At 47.8% G+C, this 21,603-nt stretch carries 18 protein-coding genes; 16 read left to right on the top strand and 2 right to left on the bottom strand.

The genetic code is table 11. The annotated features are described in order from the left end of the window. The first annotated feature begins 156 nt into the window (after positions 1-156). The 4 genes from METTU_RS17970 to METTU_RS17955 all read left to right on the top strand — a co-directional run bounded on the left by METTU_RS17970 (position 157) and on the right by METTU_RS17955 (position 7,901). On the top strand, positions 157-3,567 hold the full coding sequence (locus METTU_RS17970; RefSeq protein ID WP_006893328.1) for a mechanosensitive ion channel domain-containing protein: 3,411 nt from the start codon (positions 157-159) through the stop codon (positions 3,565-3,567). Between the two features lie 137 nt (positions 3,568-3,704). Beyond that, entirely contained in the window at positions 3,705-4,043 is a 339-nt protein-coding gene (locus tag METTU_RS17965) for an STAS domain-containing protein (RefSeq protein WP_006893323.1), read from the top strand. A 9-nt stretch (positions 4,044-4,052) separates the two neighbouring features. Beyond that, positions 4,053-4,478 carry an ATP-binding protein gene (locus METTU_RS17960; RefSeq protein WP_006893322.1) on the top strand — a complete coding sequence of 142 codons (426 nt, stop codon included), beginning with the start codon at positions 4,053-4,055 and terminating at the stop codon, positions 4,476-4,478. Between the two features lie 57 nt (positions 4,479-4,535). Then, positions 4,536-7,901 (top strand): NAD-glutamate dehydrogenase domain-containing protein, encoded by a 3,366-nt coding sequence (locus METTU_RS17955; protein WP_006893321.1) that lies wholly within the window; start codon positions 4,536-4,538, stop codon positions 7,899-7,901. A 120-nt stretch (positions 7,902-8,021) separates the two neighbouring features. On the opposite strand, the gene METTU_RS17950 is transcribed toward METTU_RS17955, so the two are convergent. Together METTU_RS17950 and METTU_RS17945 are read right to left on the bottom strand one after the other, a co-directional pair. Further along, positions 8,022-9,068: a DUF2278 family protein gene (locus tag METTU_RS17950; RefSeq protein WP_006893320.1), complete on the bottom strand. Its 1,047-nt coding sequence runs from the start codon at positions 9,066-9,068 to the stop codon at positions 8,022-8,024. A 262-nt stretch (positions 9,069-9,330) separates the two neighbouring features. Further along, the gene (locus tag METTU_RS17945; RefSeq protein ID WP_006893319.1) at positions 9,331-10,356 is read right to left on the bottom strand and encodes a zinc-dependent alcohol dehydrogenase family protein; all 1,026 of its coding nucleotides are present in this window, start codon (positions 10,354-10,356) and stop codon (positions 9,331-9,333) included. A 198-nt stretch (positions 10,357-10,554) separates the two neighbouring features. Here METTU_RS17945 and METTU_RS17940 point away from each other — a divergent pair, with 198 nt between their 5' ends. The 12 genes from METTU_RS17940 to METTU_RS17880 all read left to right on the top strand — a co-directional run bounded on the left by METTU_RS17940 (position 10,555) and on the right by METTU_RS17880 (position 21,512). Then, the gene (locus METTU_RS17940) at positions 10,555-11,247 is read left to right on the top strand and encodes a protein-L-isoaspartate(D-aspartate) O-methyltransferase (RefSeq protein ID WP_006893317.1); all 693 of its coding nucleotides are present in this window, start codon (positions 10,555-10,557) and stop codon (positions 11,245-11,247) included. Beyond that, positions 11,240-12,502 carry an adenosylhomocysteinase gene (gene ahcY, locus METTU_RS17935; RefSeq protein WP_006893316.1) on the top strand — a complete coding sequence of 421 codons (1,263 nt, stop codon included), beginning with the start codon at positions 11,240-11,242 and terminating at the stop codon, positions 12,500-12,502. The genes METTU_RS17940 and ahcY overlap by 8 nt, the downstream gene beginning before the upstream one ends. 162 nt (positions 12,503-12,664) lie before the next feature. Then, positions 12,665-13,642 (top strand): hypothetical protein, encoded by a 978-nt coding sequence (locus METTU_RS17930; protein WP_006893313.1) that lies wholly within the window; start codon positions 12,665-12,667, stop codon positions 13,640-13,642. Positions 13,643-14,025: 383 nt separating this feature from the next. After that, the gene (locus METTU_RS17925) at positions 14,026-14,658 is read left to right on the top strand and encodes a DUF6781 family protein (protein WP_006893312.1); all 633 of its coding nucleotides are present in this window, start codon (positions 14,026-14,028) and stop codon (positions 14,656-14,658) included. 3 nt (positions 14,659-14,661) lie between these two features. Beyond that, positions 14,662-16,338, top strand: coding sequence for an ABC1 kinase family protein (locus METTU_RS17920; RefSeq protein WP_040580991.1), 1,677 nt, complete (start codon positions 14,662-14,664; stop codon positions 16,336-16,338). Positions 16,339-16,404: 66 nt separating this feature from the next. Then, a complete protein-coding gene (locus METTU_RS17915) occupies positions 16,405-16,899 on the top strand; it encodes a macro domain-containing protein (protein WP_006893309.1) in 495 nt (164 codons plus the stop codon). A gap of 275 nt (positions 16,900-17,174) precedes the next feature. Next, positions 17,175-17,441 carry a hypothetical protein gene (locus METTU_RS17910; RefSeq protein ID WP_006893308.1) on the top strand — a complete coding sequence of 89 codons (267 nt, stop codon included), beginning with the start codon at positions 17,175-17,177 and terminating at the stop codon, positions 17,439-17,441. Between the two features lie 423 nt (positions 17,442-17,864). After that, positions 17,865-18,797, top strand: coding sequence for a TIR domain-containing protein (locus tag METTU_RS17900; RefSeq protein WP_150107889.1), 933 nt, complete (start codon positions 17,865-17,867; stop codon positions 18,795-18,797). A 393-nt stretch (positions 18,798-19,190) separates the two neighbouring features. Then, entirely contained in the window at positions 19,191-19,622 is a 432-nt protein-coding gene (locus METTU_RS17895) for a hypothetical protein (protein ID WP_006893305.1), read from the top strand. Positions 19,623-19,764: 142 nt separating this feature from the next. Then, positions 19,765-20,253 carry a protein tyrosine phosphatase family protein gene (locus METTU_RS17890; protein WP_006893304.1) on the top strand — a complete coding sequence of 163 codons (489 nt, stop codon included), beginning with the start codon at positions 19,765-19,767 and terminating at the stop codon, positions 20,251-20,253. Between the two features lie 423 nt (positions 20,254-20,676). Further along, positions 20,677-20,979 (top strand): hypothetical protein, encoded by a 303-nt coding sequence (locus tag METTU_RS17885; RefSeq protein ID WP_006893303.1) that lies wholly within the window; start codon positions 20,677-20,679, stop codon positions 20,977-20,979. After that, positions 20,976-21,512 (top strand): DUF4760 domain-containing protein, encoded by a 537-nt coding sequence (locus tag METTU_RS17880; protein WP_006893302.1) that lies wholly within the window; start codon positions 20,976-20,978, stop codon positions 21,510-21,512. The genes METTU_RS17885 and METTU_RS17880 overlap by 4 nt, the downstream gene beginning before the upstream one ends. Positions 21,513-21,603: the final 91 nt, after the last annotated feature.

Raw genomic sequence — 21,603 nt, 5'->3', positions numbered from 1 at the left:
TGTCATTGAGCTTAAATTAATAATATTGAACTTGAATAGCGGGTAGCCAAAAAACCGCATTTTTAATCACACACGTCCCAAGCTTCCTGCTTCGGAACCGGCAAAAACAGTTTACAATGTCGCTGTAAACTCATTCCTCGTTGTACTATTTAATCTATGAAAATCATTAATTTCCCTGCCGCTCAATCGAAGATTCATCCCTTGCTGTTTTTATTGCTTATTATCGCTTTAGGTTCAACCGGGGCGTGGGCTAAAAGCGCGACGCCGGGTGTCGGGCAAAAAAGCGTAGCGTTTGAAATAAATCAAGACACGCTAAAGGCCAAAATCGACGCCATCAATACCCGGGGAGGCATTGATGAAGCGACAAAATCCAAGCTGCTGTCTATTTATCAGGCGGCTGAAGATAATTTGAGCAATATCGAAAAGCTTAACGCGCAGACAGCGGACTTTAAGGCGGCTCTCAAGCAAGCGCCGGAGCAAACCAAAAAACTGCAAAAGGAACTTGAGCAGACCCTGCTGAAAGTTTCCAAACAAAAACTGGAGGATTTTAGCCGGATACCGGTTGAGGAGCTTGAACAACGGCTTATTCTTGAAAAAGGGAAGATTAGTAATCTGGATGAGCAGATAAGGAAACTTGAAAGCGAGCTGGCTGTGCAAAATAGCCGTCCTCAGCTGATTCGCGAAGAAATGGTCGCGGCACAGCAAGATATGGAAGCGGCACAGAAAAAATTGGAAGTTCCGATCGGTAAAGCCGATGCAAAATTGGAAGCCGAAGCCAGGCAAGTGCAGCTGAAAACCTTGATTGACGCACGCGCTGCCGAACTGAAAATGCTCGATGTTGAAGCCATCAGCAATCCGGCCAGAGTCGAATTGCTTAAAACCCAGTTTCAGTTGCTGGATAGTCAAAAGGCGGCGTTAAATCCGGTTGTTGCGGCAATCGAAAACCTTACTTTCGATCTGCGGCAGCAGGAAGCGAAGCAAATGCAGGATGCACTCAGTCAGGCGGAAAAAGCGGTTTCCGGCAAGCATCCCCTTATTCAGGAAAGTACGCGGGAGAATATTCAATACAGCCGCGATTTGCAGGACATTACGGCCAAAATTGAACAGTATACCGAACAAAAAACTCAGGTTGAGGCTCAAGCCGGGGAAATTGAAACCGACTTTAAAAGCGCTGAAAAGAAAATCAGTCTGGCTGGCTTAAGTCCGGCTTTGGGCAAAATCCTGCGTGAGCAGCGGCGTAATTTATCGATCCAGGATGAGTTTAAGCAGCAGTCCCAGGCTATTCAGAATGAAACCGCAGTAACCAGTCTTGCGCAATTCAAGGTTGAGGACCAGTTGAAACGGCTGATGGATGTTGACGCTGTGCTAAACGACATGATGAAACAGCAGGTCGATCAAGCCTTGCCGGCGGATCAACGGATGATGATACAGGCTGAGTTACGGGTGTTGCTGAACAATCAGAAAGAGCTGCTCAATAAGCTGTCGGTTGCTTACACCACGTATCTGCGCACCTTGGGCGACTTTGATTTTGCCAGACAACAGATGAGTACTCAGGCCGGTAAATTCGCTATCTATTTGGACGAGCGTTTGTTATGGGTGCCCAGTTCCGAGCCGATTAACTTGAGTTATATAGCCGATTTGTATCATTCCACGCAATGGCTGTTGTCGCCGTTTAACTGGATGGCGGTGGTTACAGATGCGGCTAAGCTGACCCTTTATCATCTGTTTTTGACCTTTATTGCGATACTGTGCTTTGTCGGCCTACAGTTGAGCAGAAATTGGGCAAAATTGCAGTTAACGGCTATCGCGGGAAAAACGGATAGTTTTTATTACACTTTAAGAGCGCTGGCCTACAACTTAATACTGGTTTTGTCGCTACCGATGCTTCTCTATTATTTGGGCTGGTTTTTGAGTAGCAGCATTCAGGTTGCCGACTTCACTAAAGCCGTCGGGGAAGGGTTACGGGGGGCTGCACTGCCTTTGTTTTTTATACAATTTTTTTATCGCCTGTTTGCAGTCGATGGCATAGCGAGTAAGCATTTCCAATGGCAAAAAACGACAGTCAGTCTTTTGCGCGAGCAGATCTCCTGGATACGTTTTATTGTGGTGCCGGGGGTGTTTATTATCAGCAGTACCGGTGCATCGAAATTTTCGGCGCATAGCGACAGTGTCGGCCGTCTGGCGTTGATCATTATCATGATTGTAATGGCCGTGTTTGCGGGCCGGGTGTTAAAGCCATCCACCGGGTTATTGCAGGACTATATCAACAAAAATCCAGAAGGGTGGATCGCTAAACTGCGCTATGTCTGGTATGTGGCAGTCATCTGCATGCCGTTGGTTATCATCGGTTTTGCTGTCGCAGGCTATTATTTGAGCGCATTGGAGTTGCAGCAAAAACTCATTATTACCCTGCGCTTGATTTTTTTGACTGTTATTGTTCATGCTCTGGTGTTTCGTTGGCTAACCTTGGTTAACCGGCAATTAGCTATTGCAAATGCCATACAAAAGCGCAAAGCTGCGACGGTTACCGAAAAGCATCTGGCAGGATCGGAAGATCCTGTGTTGCCGGTTGATGAACAACAAATCGACATTCCTAAAATAAACGCCCAAACCATAAAGCTGCTCAATGTCTTTATCGGTTTTACGCTGGCGATCGGTTTCTGGATGATCTGGAAAAACATTTTGCCCGCTTTTTCATTTCTGGATCGTATTGTGCTCTGGCAGCATCTGGTTAATATCGATAATCAGGACAGTTATCAACCGATAACCCTGACCAATCTCTTTCTGGCCGGGTTATATGTTTTTATTGCGGTGGTCGCGGTACGAAATTTCTCCGGCGTGATGGAATTACTGGTTTTCAGACGCTTGTCGATAGAGGCGGGCGGTCGTTATGCGGTTAATCAGCTGGCTAAATATGTTTTATTTTCGATAGGCTTTATCAGCGTCGCCAACGAGCTGGGCGGCAGCTGGTCGCAGGTGCAGTGGCTGGTTGCAGCGCTCAGTGTCGGGTTGGGTTTCGGTTTGCAGGAAATTTTCGCCAATCTGGTATCGGGCATTATCCTGTTGTTTGAACGGCCGATCCGGGTCGGCGATACCGTCACCATCGGCACGGTCACCGGCAAAGTCAGTCGCATCCAGATGCGCGCGACTACATTGATAGACATGGACCAGAAAGACCTGATTGTGCCGAATAAAACCTTTATTACCAGTCAGCTGATCAACTGGACGTTAAGCGATCCAATAACCAGGGTGGTAATTCCTGTGGGTATCGCTTACGGTTCCGATATTGAGCTGGCGCATAAAGTTATGATCGATACGGTAAGATCAACGCCTCTGGTGCTTGCAGAACCTGAGCCAAGCGTATTGCTGGTCGGTTTTGGCGAGAGCTCACTGAATTTTTCTATTCGTGTCTATGTCAGCGAACTGTCAAATCGACTGCCGGCGGCTAATGATTTACTTATTCGGCTTGAAAAAGCCTTGCGTGAGCATAACATAGGAATACCTTTTCCAGCGGAGCGAGGCATTCATGTTCTTTCTGTCTCGCCTGGACACGATAAGGTCAATTAGGTCATTCACCCAATTACCGGCGGTAAAATAAGGAATCTAAACCAGTTTTTAGGTTAATAGATTTGTAATGCAGCTTATGATGCTATGATTTGACTACAGGGTTTGTTTTAAATATTCACCACACTTAAGAAAAGCCAATGAATTTAAATCTGGAAAAAATAAATGGCTGTACCGTCCTGTTTATCAAGGAAGAAAGGATCGACGCGCATAATTCCGGCGAATTAAAGGAAGCCGTTTTGCATTTGATAGAGCAGGGCGAGGTCAATATTATTGTCCAGCTCGAGCATGTGCGTTTTATTGATAGCTCCGGTTTGGGCGCTTTGCTGTCAGGCTATAAAAATGCCGCGGCCAAGTCAGGCAAGCTGGCTTTAGCCAACATGCAGCAGCAGGTGTTATCGATGTTCGAGTTAACCCGCTTGAACAGGGTTTTTGATATTTACGCGGATTTAAATGAGGCTTTTGACAGCGAAACCTAGAGGTTTTATATGTGTAATTCGATTATTCAGATAGAGGTAATCATTCCGACGCAGACCAAATATCTGGATTTGATCGGAAGTATCGGCGAGCATATAGCGAAAGAACTGGACGAATTTTCCGGCGATCGGGAGGCGTTGGCTTATCATTTAAATCTGGTATTAACGGAAGCGACCGTTAACGCCATCAAACACGGGACACTGACGAATCCGGGCGATACCGTCAGAATCACCATCAATATTCAGGAAAACGAACTGAACATCAAGGTCTATGATCACGGCCAGGGCTTTGATCTGGAGTCTGTGCCGTTACCTGATTTCGATCAGCCCAAAGAAGGCGGCATGGGTATATTTTTCATCCGTACCTTAATGGATTCGGTGACCTATACCCGGCAGGGCGACTGCAATGTTTTGGAAATCATAAAACATCTGAGCTGAAAACGATCCCGCTAACAAATAATCATGTTGTAAACCTTCAATAAGGCGGATAAGCAATTGAACAGATCTACCAAAACATGGCCGATTGCCTTGCAGCGTATCGCTGAAAGGGCTTTGGGCAAACAAGCCGGTCAGTCATTGTGGCAAAAATATCATGCCGCGTTTTCAGCCGAATATCGGGCGCTGGTTTCGCCGCGGTATGCGCTAAAAGATATGCTGAATCTTGAACAGATTACGTCCTCAAACAATCAATGCATCAGCCTGCTTAATCCCGGCAGACAAGTCGAACACTACCGGCTGCATTTTTACAGCCGACAGCCGCGTTATCTGGACGAATATATTCCGGTCCTGGAAAATATGCATTTAAGGGTAATGGATCAGGTGCAATTTTCGATTACGGTTGATGGCATTACCCTGTTTATTAAAAGCTTCACCATTAAGGCAAAAAGCCAGTGCGCTTCTTTCGCCAAGTTAAGAAGCCGGATGCTGGAAACCATCCGAGTGATGATGGATGGGCAAGTGGAAAATGACGCGCTCAACAAGCTGTGTGTCCTGACCGGAATGGCCTGGCAGGAAATCGACGTGCTCAGGGCTTACCGGAATTATTATTTGCAACTGGGTCATCGAACTACTCGAGCCAGCATTCATCATGCCTTGATCAACAACCCGCAAGTTGCGCTCTGCCTGTTTAATAAATTCGAAGCCCGTTTTAGACCGAATCCTGAGTGGGATGATCCCGTAATCAGGGAAGAGCAGATATTATTTCCGTTACGTTTGCAATTGATGGAGAGCATCGCATCGGTTTCCGATATTAATGATGACCGGATTTTACGCACCTTGTTTAACCTGATTAATGCAACGATGCGCTGTAATTTTCATGTGCGTCGAGGCTTGGCGGATTATTTCATCGCCTTCAAAATTAACAGTTTGGGGATTATCGACATGCCCGCTCCCAAACCGCAAAACGAGATTTATGTCCACGCGGTCGATATGGAAGGCATCCATTTACGCAGCGGCAAGATTTCCCGTGGCGGTATCCGGTGGTCGGATCGTCCCGATGATTTCAGGGCTGAAATTCTGGGGCTGATGCAAACCCAGATCAGCAAAAACGCCCTGATTATCCCGACAGGAGCCAAGGGCGGGTTTGTCGTTAAAAGAAACAACTCAAAACTCGGCTTGGGAATCAAAGAAGCAGGAAAAAAAGCCTACCTTACCTTGATACACGGTTTGCTTGATTTAACCGACAATTATATCGACGACAAGGTCGTCAAGCCGCAGAACATCGTCTGTTACGATGATCCCGATCCCTATCTGGTGGTGGCTGCCGATAAAGGCACGGCGCAGTTCTCGGATATTGCCAATGCGGTTTCGGCAGAATATCAATTCTGGCTGGGCGATGCCTTTGCCAGCGGCGGCTCCCGCGGTTATGACCACAAAGCGCTGGGTATTACGGCTCGCGGTGCCTGGGAATGTATAAAACGCCATTTTCGCGAGTTAGGTAAAGACATACAAAGCGAAGCCTTTACCGTAGTCGGTATCGGCAGCATGGACGGCGATGTGTTCGGCAACGGCATGTTGCAGTCGCCGTGTATCAAACTATTGGCGGCTTTTAGCGGCCAGCATATTTTTATCGATCCGAATCCGTCCGATAGCGATGCCGCATTTAATGAACGCAAGCGCTTGTTCGAGTTGCCCGGCTCCAGTTGGGATGATTACGACCGGACGCTTATTTCTGCGGGCGGCGGCGTTTATCCACGATCGGCCAAAGATATTCCGGTTTCCGCCGAGTTGAAAAAATGGTTAGGCCTACGCTACAAATTGCTGGATGGCGAATCCCTGATCCGCTACTTGCTGACGGCTCCGGTGGAATTGTTATGGCTGGGCGGTATCGGCACTTACGTAAAAGCGAGTACCGAAAAACACGAAGATGTCGGCGATAGGGCTAACGATAACGTGCGGGTGGATGCGGCCGATCTGAGCGCCAGTGTCGTTGGCGAAGGCGCCAATTTGGGGTTTACCCAAAAAGCGCGCATTGAATACAGTCTGGGGGGAGGGCGCATTAACACCGATGCGGTCGATAACTCGGCAGGCGTCGATACCTCCGATCATGAAGTGAATTTAAAAATCTTCCTGGTCGGTCTGCAAAAGAAAAAGCTGATTGCCGATTACCAACCGTTGTTTATCAGCATGACCCAGGATGTGTGCCGATTGGCTTTGGCCGATAATATCGCCCAAAGCCTTTGTTTATCCCTGGAACAGCTGCGTTGCGTCGAAACTCCGGCGGTTTTTTTGCAACTGGCCGAACGTTTGGAAACCGTCGGATTTTTCGATAGAGCGGTTGAATGCTTTTCACCAACCAAAGAAGTCATGTTCCGGCCCGGACAAGTCATTACCCGGCCTGAGCTTGCGGTATTAATGGCCGCAAGCAAAATGTACCTGACCCAAGTGATACAGGATCAATCCGCCTTGCTACAGGAAGAGTGTTGCAGCTGTTATCTGCATGCCTACTTTCCCGAGCAGATCAGCAAACAGTACGCAAGCTATCTGTCCGCGCACCCCTTGGCTCATGAAATTAAAGCCACCCTGATCAGCAATAAAATCATCAATCAGGCCGGTTGCGGTTTTTTAAGCCTGGATGCCGATAGCGAAAACACTCTGGATCATGTCACCTGTTATCTGACTTTCGACCGGGTTTTAAATAGCGATGCTTTGCGGCAGGCAATTAGTGCGCTGGACAATAAAATAGCGGCCGACAAGCAATATCGGTTATTGATGCAACTGGAAAATACCTTGACCGGTTTTTGTCGGTGGGCCTTAATGCAAGACAGAAAAATCCGGCCGAATGCACAGACCATTGAGTGCTATAGCCGTCATTTAAAGGATTATGAACACTATTTTAAAAGCGACTACGCCGAGTTTAGCGAGCAGCTGGAGCAATATCGGCAAGACGGCATTCCCGGGCAACTGGCGCTCAGTATGGCGTTTCTATCCAGTCTCAATGATTTTCCTCTGATCGTCTCATTGGCCGCCGAAACCGAGCAGAATTTTGTCGCGACCTTGAAGCTATTTAATGAAATCACCCGTTATCTGGGCTTGAATGAAGTCAACGAACAGTTGACGAAAATACCCATGCACGATGTTTGGGAACGAAAAGTGCTGAATGAATTGCAAGAGGACATGAAGCGGGTGATCGGTCGGGTGATTAAAGGCATCCTAGCAAGCAAAGCTGAAACGTGTGCCGACTACTTTGAGCAGCCGGATGAACACTATAAAATCAACCGATACCGGCGTATTTATCAGGAAATTAACAGCGCGGTGCCGGTGAACCTGTTTCCCTATATTGCGTTAACCAAGGAGCTAGAGCATTTGGTTGATGGTACAGCGGGTGTAGGGCGTGCCGTGCGCGCCTTTCCCGATGCCTGAAAAACTTTGCTATCCTTTTGGCGCGCACGGCGCGCCCTACTCGATTAACATTTTGTTACATATTTTTCTTAACTTAATGACAGTGGTGAGCTACGTGGGAACGAGGAATCTACTGCGCACTTAAAACAAAACCGTCCAGCCGCTGAGGGCTTGTTCTTTGGTATAGGATACGCCGTGGTGTTTAAGGCCTTCAGGATCAAGCAAGGTAATGATCCCGCCGTTGTTGCCTAACTGCGCGCCCTGTCCATCCAAGTTCACTACACCGGTTGCGCCCGGTTTAATCCGCATATCCGCGATAGGCGAGCGGTTTTTATTGTTATCCGCAATAAACCAACCGGATAAATCAACCGCGTCTGGAGCGAGATTAATCAAGGTAACAGTTTCATGCCCTGAATCTTCGCCTTCGGGATTGACCAGCGCCGCTACAATTTGGACGCTGTGTTCTTTTTCAGGAGGAATAATAGTCCCTTCGCACTGCGGCAGCCGATGGCCGGTGTGATCGTCGGTATGCCGGCACTGCGACTGAAAAGCCAGAAAAACGGCGACCCATTGTTCCGGCCAAACCTCCGCACCGACACCGACAATCACTTTATCGACACTTGGAAAATGAAAAAGTAACGCGCCGTCCTGCCAAACGCCGTCATCCTTGATAAACTCACCGACGTTACCTTGATTCATGTGAATATCATGAATTCCGTTTCCAGGCTTAAAACCGAAATATTTATCTTTTAGGCCGTTTTCAGGTCCCCAGCGTTCGCCGAAAGCATAGACGCTCGCCCGTTCGTCGCCGATGGCGCGTTGCACATAAACATCTATTTTTTCGTTGAGATCATTATCCGGGCCGGGAACGTTATAGGGCAAAGGGCGTATTTGTCTTGGATCGAACAGATTGCCGCGTATGAAATCCAGCGCCATTTTGTTTGGCGCACTCTGTAGCGGGGTAAAACCTTTATCCAGGCGTGCCAGCTTTTCCAGGACAGGATGCTGAAAATCATCGATGATAAGATACATCAGCTCGGAAGGCGCGAGATTGGACTTTACATTAACGGCAATACGATAGTCTGTCGTATCGTCGATAAGATGCACTTGATAATGCGGGCTTGATCTTTGCCCGATTATTTTATTGATGGCCTTGCCTTTAAGAACACCATATTGTTTAAGCGCCATGACGCCTCCTCACGAATGTATCATTGGAAAATTGGAAATGACATGTCCGCCCATCGGAACGGTTAAATGCACGCTTGCCATGTTTCATGATGAATGGCCGTTTCAATACGATTGAATGGAATCACGGAGCTTTCCCTCAGTATCACGAGAACCTTGAAAGGATGGATTATTGTGTTTTTGCTATCCTCAAATATCTATAAGCATGAGTACCATCAGTGCTATTAGTAAGCGCTTGCTTTGCAGAGGATAGTCCATAGATTGATCAAGCCATTTTCAGCACCTTGGCTCCGCGAATCTTTCCTGTCTTCAGTTCGATCAGCGCCTCGTTGGCCTGTTCCAATGCAAACACCTGAACCTCGGGCCGGAGATTCATTTCAGCCGCCAGACTCAAAAATTTCTTCACATCGCTTCGGGTGATGTTGGCGACGCTCTTTAGCTCTTTTTCCTGCCAAAGATGCAGCGGATAATCCAGCTTCAGCAGGCTGCGATTGTCGCCTTCCTTGCGAATCGCATTAATCACCAGTCTGCCGCCGGATTCCAGATTAGCCAATGCTTCAACGACAGGTTCCCATGCCGGAGTGGTATCGATGATACTGTTCAGTTTAAAGGGCGCGCGCTCATGGGTAGCTCCTGCCCACACCGCCCCCAGTTCCTTGGCAAATACTCTTTCCTGTAGGCTTCGGGCAAAAACATAAATTTCGCTATTCGGATAGCGGTGTTGCGCCATTTTTAATACCAAATGCGCCGATGCCCCAAAGCCGGTCAGTCCCAGTCGTTGCCCGTCCTTTAGGCCGGTCAAGCGCAATGACCGATAGCCGATTGCACCGGCGCAAAGCAACGGGGCGGCCTGTAGGTCGGAAAATCTCTCCGGAATTGCATAAGCGAAATCTTCCGCAACCGTCATATATTCGGCATAGCCGCCATTGGCATCACGTCCTGTCGCTGCGAAAGCCGGGCACAGGTTTTCATTGTCTGCCAGACAAAACTTACATGAGCCGCAAGCGGAGAAAATCCAGGCAACGCCTACTCGGTCGCCTGTTTTGACAGTCTTTACTTTACTGCCGACAGCTTTGACCCGGCCGACCACTTGATGGCCGGGAATTATCGGTAAGCGTGGCGGCGGAGTGCGGCCTTCAATTTCATCCAGTTCGGTATGACAAACCCCGCAAGCCGAAACCTTCAGCAGGATTTCCTGTTCACGCGGAATCGGAACAGGCAGTTCCGTCAATTCCAGCGGCATTTGATTTTCTTTAAGATTACATAACGCTTTTAATACCATGGCTTTCATTAATTCACCCTCGCTTGATTTTAATTTTGCTACGGCTTTTTGCGCAAAGCTATAAGTAATGTCCCCAATTGAAACCCTATCGGAGTTATGTTGGAATCAACAGTCCGTGTTGTTGGAGATAACTACCCATGTTGTGATTTCCTAATAGAGCCTTCCCACGAAGACCGTGAGAACGATAAAACACCTGGAGCATATTTAATGAGCGGTCTGCAACGCATGTTGGACGATATTGAAATGGAAGTTAACCTGACCCGGCACCTGATCGGTAAGGATGCATTGGATGACAGGGTCATGGCGGCCATAAAACAAGTGCCTCGACATAAGTTTTTGCCTGCGGATTTTCGCTTTCTTGCCTACGATAACGGCCCTGCGCCCATTGGCTCCGGGCAGACTATTTCCCAGCCGTATATGGTTGCCTTGATGACCGACTTATTGAATACCCAGCCTACCGATACCGTTCTGGAAATCGGCACGGGTTCCGGTTATCAGGCGGCCATCCTGTCGAAACTGGTTAAACAGGTTTATTCGCTTGAAATAATAGAAGAGCTGTCTACCAAGGCGCGCCGCCGACTTGAAAAACTGGGCTACAACAATGTAACGGTATACACCGGCGACGGCCACTTCGGCTGGCCGGAGCATGCGCCTTTTGACGGCATCATCGTGACCGCCGCGACGCCTTATATTCCCCAAGCCCTGATCGATCAACTGCGCCCGGGCGCTCGCCTGGTTATACCGGTGGGTTTTCCCTTCAACTATCAGGAGTTGATGGTGGTAGAAAAAAAGGCCGACGGCAAAGTCGAGACCCGTAATATTCTCGGTGTCAGTTTTGTACCGCTTACCGGCGAGTGCGACACGGAAACAAAAGACGTAGGTGATCAGCGCTATGAATAACAACTATGACATAAAAGATTTTGCTCTGGCCGACCAGGGGCGCGAGCGCATTGAATGGGCGTTGACCGAAATGCCGGTATTGCGCGCCATCCACGATCGTTTTGCCAAACAGCGGCCATTGGCGGGTGCGCGGATCAGCGCTTGCCTGCACATCACTACGGAAACCGCCAACCTGGCCCGCACCCTGAAAGCGGGCGGTGCGGAGCTGGTGTTATGCGCCAGCAATCCTCTCAGCACCCAGGACGATGTCGCTGCCGCACTGGTGCAGCATTATCAGATCCCCACCTTTGCTATTCGTGGCGAAGACGACGGCACCTATTACCGGCATATCGCCAAGGCATTGGATCATCGGCCGCAACTGACTATGGACGACGGCGCCGATCTGGTCAGCGAGTTGCACAAAAACCGCAGCGATTTGTTGGCCGAGGTGATCGGCGGCACCGAAGAAACCACCACCGGCGTGATTCGGTTGCGTGCCATGGCGGCAGATGGTGCGCTCAAATTTCCGGTGATTGCGGTCAACGATGCGATGACCAAACACCTGTTCGATAACCGTTACGGCACCGGCCAAAGCACGCTGGACGGTATTATTCGCGCCACCAACATACTGCTGGCCGGTAAAACCTTCACGGTTGCAGGCTACGGCTGGTGCGGACGCGGCATCGCGATGCGCGCCAAAGGCCACGGGGCGCAAGTCATCATCACCGAAGTCGAGCCGCTTAGGGCGCTGGAAGCCGCGATGGATGGATTTCGCGTCATGCCCATGCTGGAAGCTGCCGCTATTTCGGATTTTATTGTTACCGCAACCGGCGACAAGCATGTGCTGGATAAAGCGCATTTCGAGGTCATTAAAGACGGCTGCGTGATCGCCAATTCAGGACATTTCAATGTTGAAATCAATATTCCGGCGTTGGAAAAGTTGGCCGTAACAAAACACCGTCCACGGACCGGCGTTGAAGCCTATCAGCTTAAAGACGGACGTATCGTAAGGCTGCTGGCCGAAGGACGGCTGGTCAATCTGGCCGCCGCAGAAGGTCATCCGGCAACCGTCATGGATATGAGTTTTGCCAATCAGGCCTTGAGCATTGCCTATTTGTGGGAGCAGGGGAGGAATCTTGAACACGCAGTACATCCGGTGCCGGTCGATATTGATCAACAGGTCGCGGTGATGAAGCTGGCGGCGATGCGCCTTAGTATCGACAGTTTAAGTCCGGAACAGCAGGCGTATCTGTCATCATGGAAAGAAGGCACATGAAGCTAAAAAGCGCATTTTATACACGAAAATGACCAAGAGATACCGAGCTGTGAAGAGTTATCGAAGAGGAATGGTTTTGTCGATATTGCGTATCTTTTCGTGTCTTTCTTGGACGACTGATTTTTCTCTTATCGCCCTATTAAACGGGCGGGAGCAATAGATATGTCATCAAATCTTAACATCCTGAAATGGCTATTCGCGCTGGTGCTTATTTTCGGCGGGTTTACCGTTTACAAGGTTTTTGGGGTGCTGGCAACTGACGTCGGCAATAAAGAATACGTATGGCTGTTAAAAATTATCTCCGAGTTCGGTTTGTTTACGTCGGTGGTGATTTCAGTGGGTTTTTTTCATCACTGGATCATCGCTACCGAAGAGCGCAAAGAAACCGAAAAGATATTTCAGAACGTACTGACCAAGTATATCGATAAAACGGTCATCAACGCCAAGAAGCGGGGCTTTTTAGGAATAACCGAGAAAGAATTGGATTTTTCCGAGATCATGCACAGCCTGTATCCCGGCGATTATGTGTATTGGTTAATCACCTTCGATCCGCGCTATCGGCATTATTGCCGGGAGTTTGAACTCGCGATTAAAAAAGGGGCTCATTTCAGGATGCTTGTTTTGAAGGACGGCCCGGCTTCAGAACTCCACGCGAAGGAAATTATCGGCTTTGGCGCTGAGGAATTCCGTCAATATAACCGCTTGTTTTTATCATCGCTCGAAGATATAGCGGGACACATCACTGAAAAGGATGGCGGGACGCTGGGCGTATTCGCCTACGATTACGACAACTTGCCCAGCACGCCTTTGTTTATGGTTCTTCGCAAAAAAACCAAAGTCCTGGAAATATTTAACAGCTTTTACTTGTCCGAGCCGATAGGCAGAATGCCTTATTTACATTGGCAGGCTGAACTGAAAAACGACACCAGTAACTTTTTTGAATCGGAACAGTGGAGCATGCCGGATCTTTTTATAGACTATTTTCACCGGCGCTGGATGGTAGAAAGACATAAATTAACCACGGTCGATAAAGAAAAATCCTCCTACAACGATTTTATCTATGCGCCTGCTTCGGCCAGGAAAAAATGCTTCAGCCTGAATGGTGAATCGGATACGGTGAGTAACTTAGAGAGCATATAATCGTGATAACCGGTTTTGTTGTTCACCACGAACGACTGTATGGAGGCAAGAGGTAGAGTAATGCAGGAGCCATTGCCGAGACACGAAGGACACGAAGTTTATTTTTCTTAGTGCTCTTCGTGTCTTCGTGGTGAAAAATGCGTAACGTTGGGTGTTCTTTCATGGAATTATAGATCCCGAAGTTGGTAAAGAGACACAAAGCCCTCTCCAGCGGGAGAGGGTTGGGTGAGGGGAATCTAAAATAAGGAAAATGCTTATTTATATCCCCTCATCCCAACCTTCTCCCTGAGGGAGAAGGAGCAAATGTCGCCTTACTAACTCCGGACTCTATACCTACTCCGCACCCTACCGCTAATTTTTTTATATTGATTTGGAGAACGACCATGACTGAAGCACACCAACAAGACGTTAAAAATGCAGTCCGGGCAGCGGTTAAATCGGGAACCGATGTTCATCAGCAAGTTAAGGATATAACCCTGAAAGCGCTGACAGCACATCAATTGGATATGGACAATATCAAAAGTGTTACTGAAACGGTCATTAATGGCATTAATGAGGGCATGACCAGCCACGGTGAGCATGGCAAAGAGGTCTTTAATCAGGCTGCCACTGCATTGGATGATGCGTTGGCGATTGCGGCGGAAGCCTCAACATTGGCCATTGAAGAGGCGGCTGCCAAGGTCAATGAGTATTCCGAACATGATTTTAATGACGCCATCAAAGACATACGGGACATGGAGGGATTGTTTCTCGATACCTTTGAGAAAGTCGCCAAAAGCAGTGGTCAGGTCGTTAGCGGCATCGTCAATGATTTTATTGCCCATTCGCGGCAAAGCGGAACGGCCGTTGGCGAACAGACTTTAATCGCCCTGGACGCATTGAAAGACTTGCCGAAGATCAGTGCGGACGTAATCGTTTCAAGTACGGTTGCCACTGCTTCGGCTTTGGCGAAAATAGGCAGCGGTATTTTATTGGGCATCGCTGAAAGCTTACAGTCGTCGCATTCCAGAAAATAAAGCATGTTATGGGAAATGCTAAACGCAGCCAGGGATCTGGGCCGGGTTCATGATATTGCCTCGGTATTAATCCGCTATGGATTCGGCAGCTTTGTTCGCGGCTTGGGGATGGGCAAGGCATTGGAACGCGCGGGCAGGGTGCTGCACTGGCAGCATGTGGAAGACTATGTGCAACTCGACACGCCGCAACGTGTGCGTCGCGTACTGGAAGAGTTGGGGCCTACCTTCATTAAGTTAGGGCAAATCCTTGCGACACGCGTTGATTTATTCTCGCCCCAATATATTGCCGAGTTTGAAAAGCTTCAGGACCAGGTGCCTCCGATGCACTTTGATGAGCTGCTGCCGCAGCTTGAAGAAGATCTTGGCGGCCGCATTGATGAGTTTTTTTCACACGTCGAGACACAACCGCTTGCCGCCGCATCAATTGCCCAGGTACATAAAGCCGCACTCAAGGACGGCACGCCGGTTATCTTAAAGATTCGCAGACCCGGCCTGCGCAAAATCATTGAAGCCGATTTGCGCCTTTTACATCGCCTTGTCGATATTGCCGAATCGGAATCGCCGGAGTTTCGAAGGTTTCATCCGAAAGAAGTCCTGCGTCAGTTTAACCAGTCATTACGCCGGGAACTCGACCTGGCCGCCGAGTGCAGGAATGCGGAACGGGTAGCCGCCAACCTGGCCGACGATCTCAATATCAAGATTCCAAGCGTCTATTGGCAATGGACCTGCGAACGGCTCAATGTACAGGAGTATATCCAAGGCATTCAGGGCAGGGATCTTGCGGCAGTCGACCAAGCGGGGCTGGACAGGAAACTGCTGGCCGACCGCGGCACTCAGGCCGTCATCAAGATGATCATGGAGGACGGCTTTTTTCATGCCGACCCGCATGCGGGCAATGTGTTTTATCTGGAAGATAACAAACTGGCCTTTATCGATTTCGGCATGGTCGGCCGTTTAACCGAAGAGCGCCGGGAGCAGGTGGTCAGCCTGTTGTACGGCATGACCAATCACCTGCCCACTAAAGTCGCCGAGATACTTGAAGACTGGTCGGACAATATTCATACCGATGAACAAATGCTGACCATTGATCTGGAAGCCTTTGTCGATCAATACAGCTCGCTGGCGCTGAAGGATTTAAGTCTCACCGGCATGATGAGCGATCTGATGGCCATATTAAGGGATCATAAGTTGATATTGCCTGCCGATCTCGCCTTGTTAGTCAAGGCTTACATTACTCTGGACGGTCTCGGCAGACATCTTAATCCGGAATTCAACACGCTGGTGTTTACCGCCCCCTATCTCCATAAAATCATGATGGAGCGCTACCGGCCGGAGGCTATCGCCAAACGGGGCTGGCGGAACCTGGTCAGCATCGCGGATCTTTTATCCAGCCTGCCGAAAGACCTGCGCAAACTATTGCGCGCCTCCAGAAAAGGCGCCATTCAGGTCGATATTACCGTCCGGCGGCTTGATCACTATGTCAGTACTATGGATAACGCCATTAGCCGTTTAACCATGGGTATCGTGACCGCGGCGTTGATTATCGGCTCGTCCATTATCATGACCGTAAAAGGCGGGCCGGAAATATTCGGCCTGCCTGCATTCGGGTTTTTGGGCTACTCGTTTGCGACTATCGGGGGAATTTGGTTGCTGTTTTCTATTTGGAAGAGTGGGCAGTGATTATTACTGGTTGTGCAGTCGGAGAACGAAATTGCATGTTCAATAAAACTGTAAAAGGAGAACGCTATGATTTACAAGGTTGAAGGTGATATTTTACTAAGCAAAGCCAACGCCATCGTTCAGGGAGTGGGCATTAACGATCCGATGGATAAAGGACTGGCGCTAGCTCTGCGCAATCGATATCCCGAGATGTGCAAAGATTTCAATCGCTGGTGCCATCAACACAATACCCGGCCCGGCGAAGCTTGGCTCTGGGTCGGAACAAATAATATTCGTATTGTTAACCTGATTGTTCAGGATGCCATTGATAGCCATGATTATCGTCTTGGCAAAGCGACACTCAGTAATATCAAGCATGCTTTAGATGCCTTAGTTAGTATTATCTTAAAAGAGAAAATCACCTCAATTGCCATACCGAAACTGGCAACCGGATCGGGCGATTTGGACTGGGATGACGTATGGCCGTTGATAGAGAGCTGTTTAATGGACATTGATATTCCCGTTTATGTCTATTCCGGCTATCGTCCTGGTCAAAAGGCGCAAGAGCCGGGAATGGCTTGAGGAGTTACCGAATCGCCCGATGGCAGATCCCTTACAAACGTGAGTTCTTAAGAATACAAGATTGGTTATGCAAAACTTAGAATCCGATCCCTGCATTCTATTGCGGTGTATTTTCATTTTGCATAATAAAGGTTGCTATCAATATTGCTATTGTTATAGCATCTGGCCTAACGGATTTTCGGGGTGGCGTTATACACCGCTGTACTCTGGCAATTTAAATTTAATATACACCTTAAAAGGTGTCTACTTAACGTTAGGCCGCAAGGAGAAACTCCATGAAATCCGAGTATGCGTTGGCAGTTGTTCCACTGGAGGCCGCGCTAGTTGTGTTCGGAGCCTTGGTATTAGCGGCGATTGTAGTTTTACTGCTTGCGTCCTTGAAGGCGCTGTTTCAGGCAAAGTCTTTGTCGCAAGCTATCCTAAAAATTCCAGGCATCAATTTCACAATCAAGGGCAGCGGATTCCTGGTTCTCTTCTTAGTGTTGTTCGTTTTGATTGTTGCCTCATATATGGCGCTCCGTGTTATTCCTGGCTCTCCATGAGGCGCTTGCACCCTAACCCTGCGTTCAACCCGGACTGCGCAAAAGCGCGCAGCCGGTTAACTTCACGTTAGGCATTCTGGAATGAATGTGTTGGCTTTGTCCTGCTTACGTCAATGGTTGCGGTAAGGTTTCGTTTGTGAGCGGTTCGTCTATTGTCAGCGATGCGTTTGCGTCATGCGCGGTTTGGCTTTTGGGTTTTTATCTGTTTTTAACGTGCCGCGCACGACGCAAGCCGCGAACTCAGTGTTTTGGCAAAGGTTGGCGTATAGTTTTAGCGCTTTTGTCTGTGCCGTTTTGGGCTACGGTGTGTTACTTGAGCCTAACATGGCGCTCAACCGGAGCGCGGTTACAATGCGGTTTTATTTTTTCAGCTTTCCGTGCCGCGCCCGGTTAGCTCTACGTTAGCCATACAAGCGAGGTTCTGTGTCAGCAATCCAATTTATAACATCTGGTGGTATGGCGAGTATCGGAGGGGACTTACCGGAAGATGAGAAGAAAACGGCCAATGAAATCGTTAAGAGCTTCGGCGAAAAAGTCAGAGCATATGCGCTTGCGTTGCAGGTTCCTGCATCCCTATTAAAAGTTCAACAATGCACCTTTCTGTTTGTTGCAAAAGATACGGCAAGCTTTCATTTTGTCTTTGCTGATGCCCCAGGCGGAAATTCGCTCAATTATCGTAACTTGTCAGCGCATGGCCGGCTTGAACTTCAGAGCCTTGTTCATCAAGTCCGAATCGAGGTTGGCGAAGTGGCGTGGGCATTTTCCTGTCCGTTGAACGTGGCACTGCCTGAGTTAGAAGACTACATCCAATCTATCGTTGAGCAGTATGTCAATACGGCACTTCAATCACAGCAAAAACCGAACAAGAATATTTCTAGTGAGGCTGTCTCTATGCCTGAAATAGCATCTGGGCTTGAGAAATTCAGAGCCGACTACCCAATCGGTATCAAAACTGCTTTCATCATTATGCAGTTTGGCAACACCAAACCTCATCAGGCAATCGTGGACTGTATTAAGGACACCTTAAAAAAGCACGGCATCACTGCTTTGCGAGCTGATGACAAAGAGTACATGGATGATTTGTTTCCAAACATCAAAACATACATGCACGCTTGTGACTTTGGAGTCGCCGTTTATGACCGCATTACAGAAGATGACTTCAATCCGAATGTATCACTTGAGGTTGGCTATATGCTCGGCATGGGGAAGAATGTCCTCCTTTTAAAAGACAAGACACTGAAGTCATTACAAACAGATTTAACAGGGAAGCTATACAAACCCTTTGATACGACTGACATTGACAACACCATGCCTCAGCATATTGAGAAGTGGCTGTCTGATAGAGGCTTGAGGTAAGTATGGCTAACCCTACGCTCAAGCGGGACTGCGCAAAAGCGGCGCAGCCCCTTAGCTCCACGTTAAGCCCCACGATTGGAAAATCGTGTTGATTTTAAACAAAAATTTGCCAATCTCCGCAAAAAATGCTATTAGTTTAGCGAAGCAGACGCGGTGTATAACTGAAGTTGATACACCGCGTCTGCTTCGCTAAACAAGCCGGTGTTTTGCAAATCTTGGCGGCTTTTTGTGTATCAGAGATTGTCCAGTCGCGTGGCCTAACGCCTCGTTCAAGCACACGCTTCATCTGGGCTTGATTTTTTTAAAGAGGGTTAAGATGACCAAAAAACCGTGAGACTTCAAAGCTCACGGAGAAGCGGTGCTTAACTCGAAACGTTGGGCCTCTTGAAACCTATGCGTCTTACCTACTTTCTGATTGTCTTACTGGGAGCAGTACTTACTGGTTGTGAACGAACTAATGGATCTTTTATTTGCCATTTTGGCGTTCCTGGCGGCGATCAATATGCGCTTGCTGAGACCATCGCTCAACACATAATGAAAAATTACCCCGTTCTAGCCGACAGATCAGCGGACAAAACTAAACAGGGAAAAATCTATTACGTCGCCCCTGGCTGCGTCCCTTCGTTTACCTTCTATGAAATTGTTGAGCCAAGTGATATTCAGCGGATTGAGGAGTTGGCAAAACAGTCTCTTGATATTGCCGGTATAGAAAGAGTCCACCTCACTTTTTACGAAAAGCAAAACTGGGTTATGTCAGCCAACGGGGGTGGCCACAGAGGACACGAAAATACCATTCAGTCTCTTACCGTCACGAAAGCAAAATAGCTATGCACTTTCTTTTGCACAACGATATCCGCAACCGCAGCACTGGCCCAACCCGGCGCTCAACCTCGCTCCCTTTGGTCGCTGGACGCTTGCGCGATAAAGCCGCGCAGCGCCGGTTAGCTTTACGTTAGAGCGCATACGCATGGACGCTGAAAACACTCATCAAGTATTTGACTGGCTTTGGACTTCCGGCCAACTGTCTGAGAAGGATATTTCGTGCCTGCCTGCGCTCGGAATCGAGGCGGTTATCAACCTGGCTCTTCCAACGGCATCAAACGCCTTGCCCGGTGAGGCTGAGTTCATTACACGGCAAGGAATTGCCTACATTCATATTCCTGTGGAATGGGAACGACCTGAGCTTCATCAATTAGTGCAGTTCTTCGGCACGCTCAAGGCCTTCGAGGGTCGTAAAATCTGGGTACATTGTGCAAAGAATATGCGAGTGTCTGCTTTCATCTATCTCTATCGGAGGTTGTGCATGACAGAGAGTGAGGAAGCTTCAGTCCATCCAATGCAGGAGGTTTGGGTGCCAAACGAAATATGGCAAGCATTCATTCGTAGTGCTTTGAGTATGCGCTCTAACCCTGCATTCGAGAGGGTCAGGCCAGAAGCGGCCTGCCCCTCAATTTAACGTTAGGCGCTTTTAGTTTGATGTTTTGTAATGGTTGCTTATTTGAAGGTCGCTGGTGTTTGCAATGGCGTTCGTATGAGCGGTTCGGGCTGCGTAGTTTCATGCGTTTGCGTCATGCGCGGACCGGGGCTGTTATGCTTTTATCCCGGTTGGTTTGCCGCACATGATGCAAGCCGCAAAGTCGGTGTTTTTATCGGTTATCGGCATAATTTTTAAGCTTTTGGGTTGGTCTCGGTTTGGGCTGCGGTAGTTCTGCTTGTCGGCCTAACCCGGCGCTCAACCGGAGCGCGGTTATACTACGGTTTTATTTTTTCAGCTTTCCGTGCCGCGCCCGGTTAGCTCTACGTTAGACGTTCAATCATTGGAGTCTGCTCCCTCATTGATTGTTGATTCGATGGCGCCAGGTCTGCAACGAGGAGAAAAATGAATATTAATAAAACTAAATTTTATCTTTATTGTTTCTTATTGATTATTAACTTTTCAGATAGTTTTGCAGAAGGGGTTGAAATTAAAAATATAGAATCAAAAACCACTGTCAATGGTGCAGTGACAAATGCTGCCATAGGCGACAAGAATAAAACTAGTCTCAATATTGGAGGTGTTAGCGGTAAAAATGAACCTAATAATTTAAATCTTAGGGTTAATCTATGCAATTATAATCCACCGCCAGATTGGTGCTCAGGTATAAAAACAAAAAATACAATTGGCAGTGTTGTAGCACAATGAATATAGATAATTTGAAAAAATGGTCGGAGTTGTTAATTGCATGGTTGACTATATTAGGAACCTTTATTGGTGCTGGATATGCATTATTCCAATACAATAGCAACATTAATGCTGAACGAGTAAAGGAGACTTTGGTATTTGTTGATAAATTTGATAATGAACAAAACACAAAATCAAAACAATATATTGAACAACTTTTTGAAAAAATAGATAAAAAAGTTTATCTTTTAAATAAAGATGGATACGGTAACTATAATAAATTTTTATCTAAAACAATAAATAATACATATAAACACCATTTAAATAATATTTTAGATTTTTATGATGGATTATATATATGCGCCACTTCAAAATTGTGCAGCAATGAAGTCGCAGTAACTTTTTTCGGGAAGTATGCGTATGATATTGTTGGTACATTATATCCTTATATAGAAGAGCAGCAAATTAAGTATAGAGATATTAAATATGGAGAAGGTGTCATATATTTTTTCAATTCATATTTACCGATAAAAAAGCGCGGTATGTTAGGGTGAGGTACGAACCTCAACAAATTACAACCCCGTCTAACTCAACGCTCAAGCGGAACTGCGCAAAAAGCGCACAGCCCGCTTAGCTTTACGTTAG

The organism is Methylobacter tundripaludum SV96 (genome assembly GCF_000190755.2).
GTDB classification, from domain to species: Bacteria; Pseudomonadota; Gammaproteobacteria; order Methylococcales; family Methylomonadaceae; genus Methylobacter_A; species Methylobacter_A tundripaludum.
The sequence above is the reverse complement of the archived record's forward strand: the minus strand, read 5'-3'. Positions and strand labels throughout refer to the sequence as shown.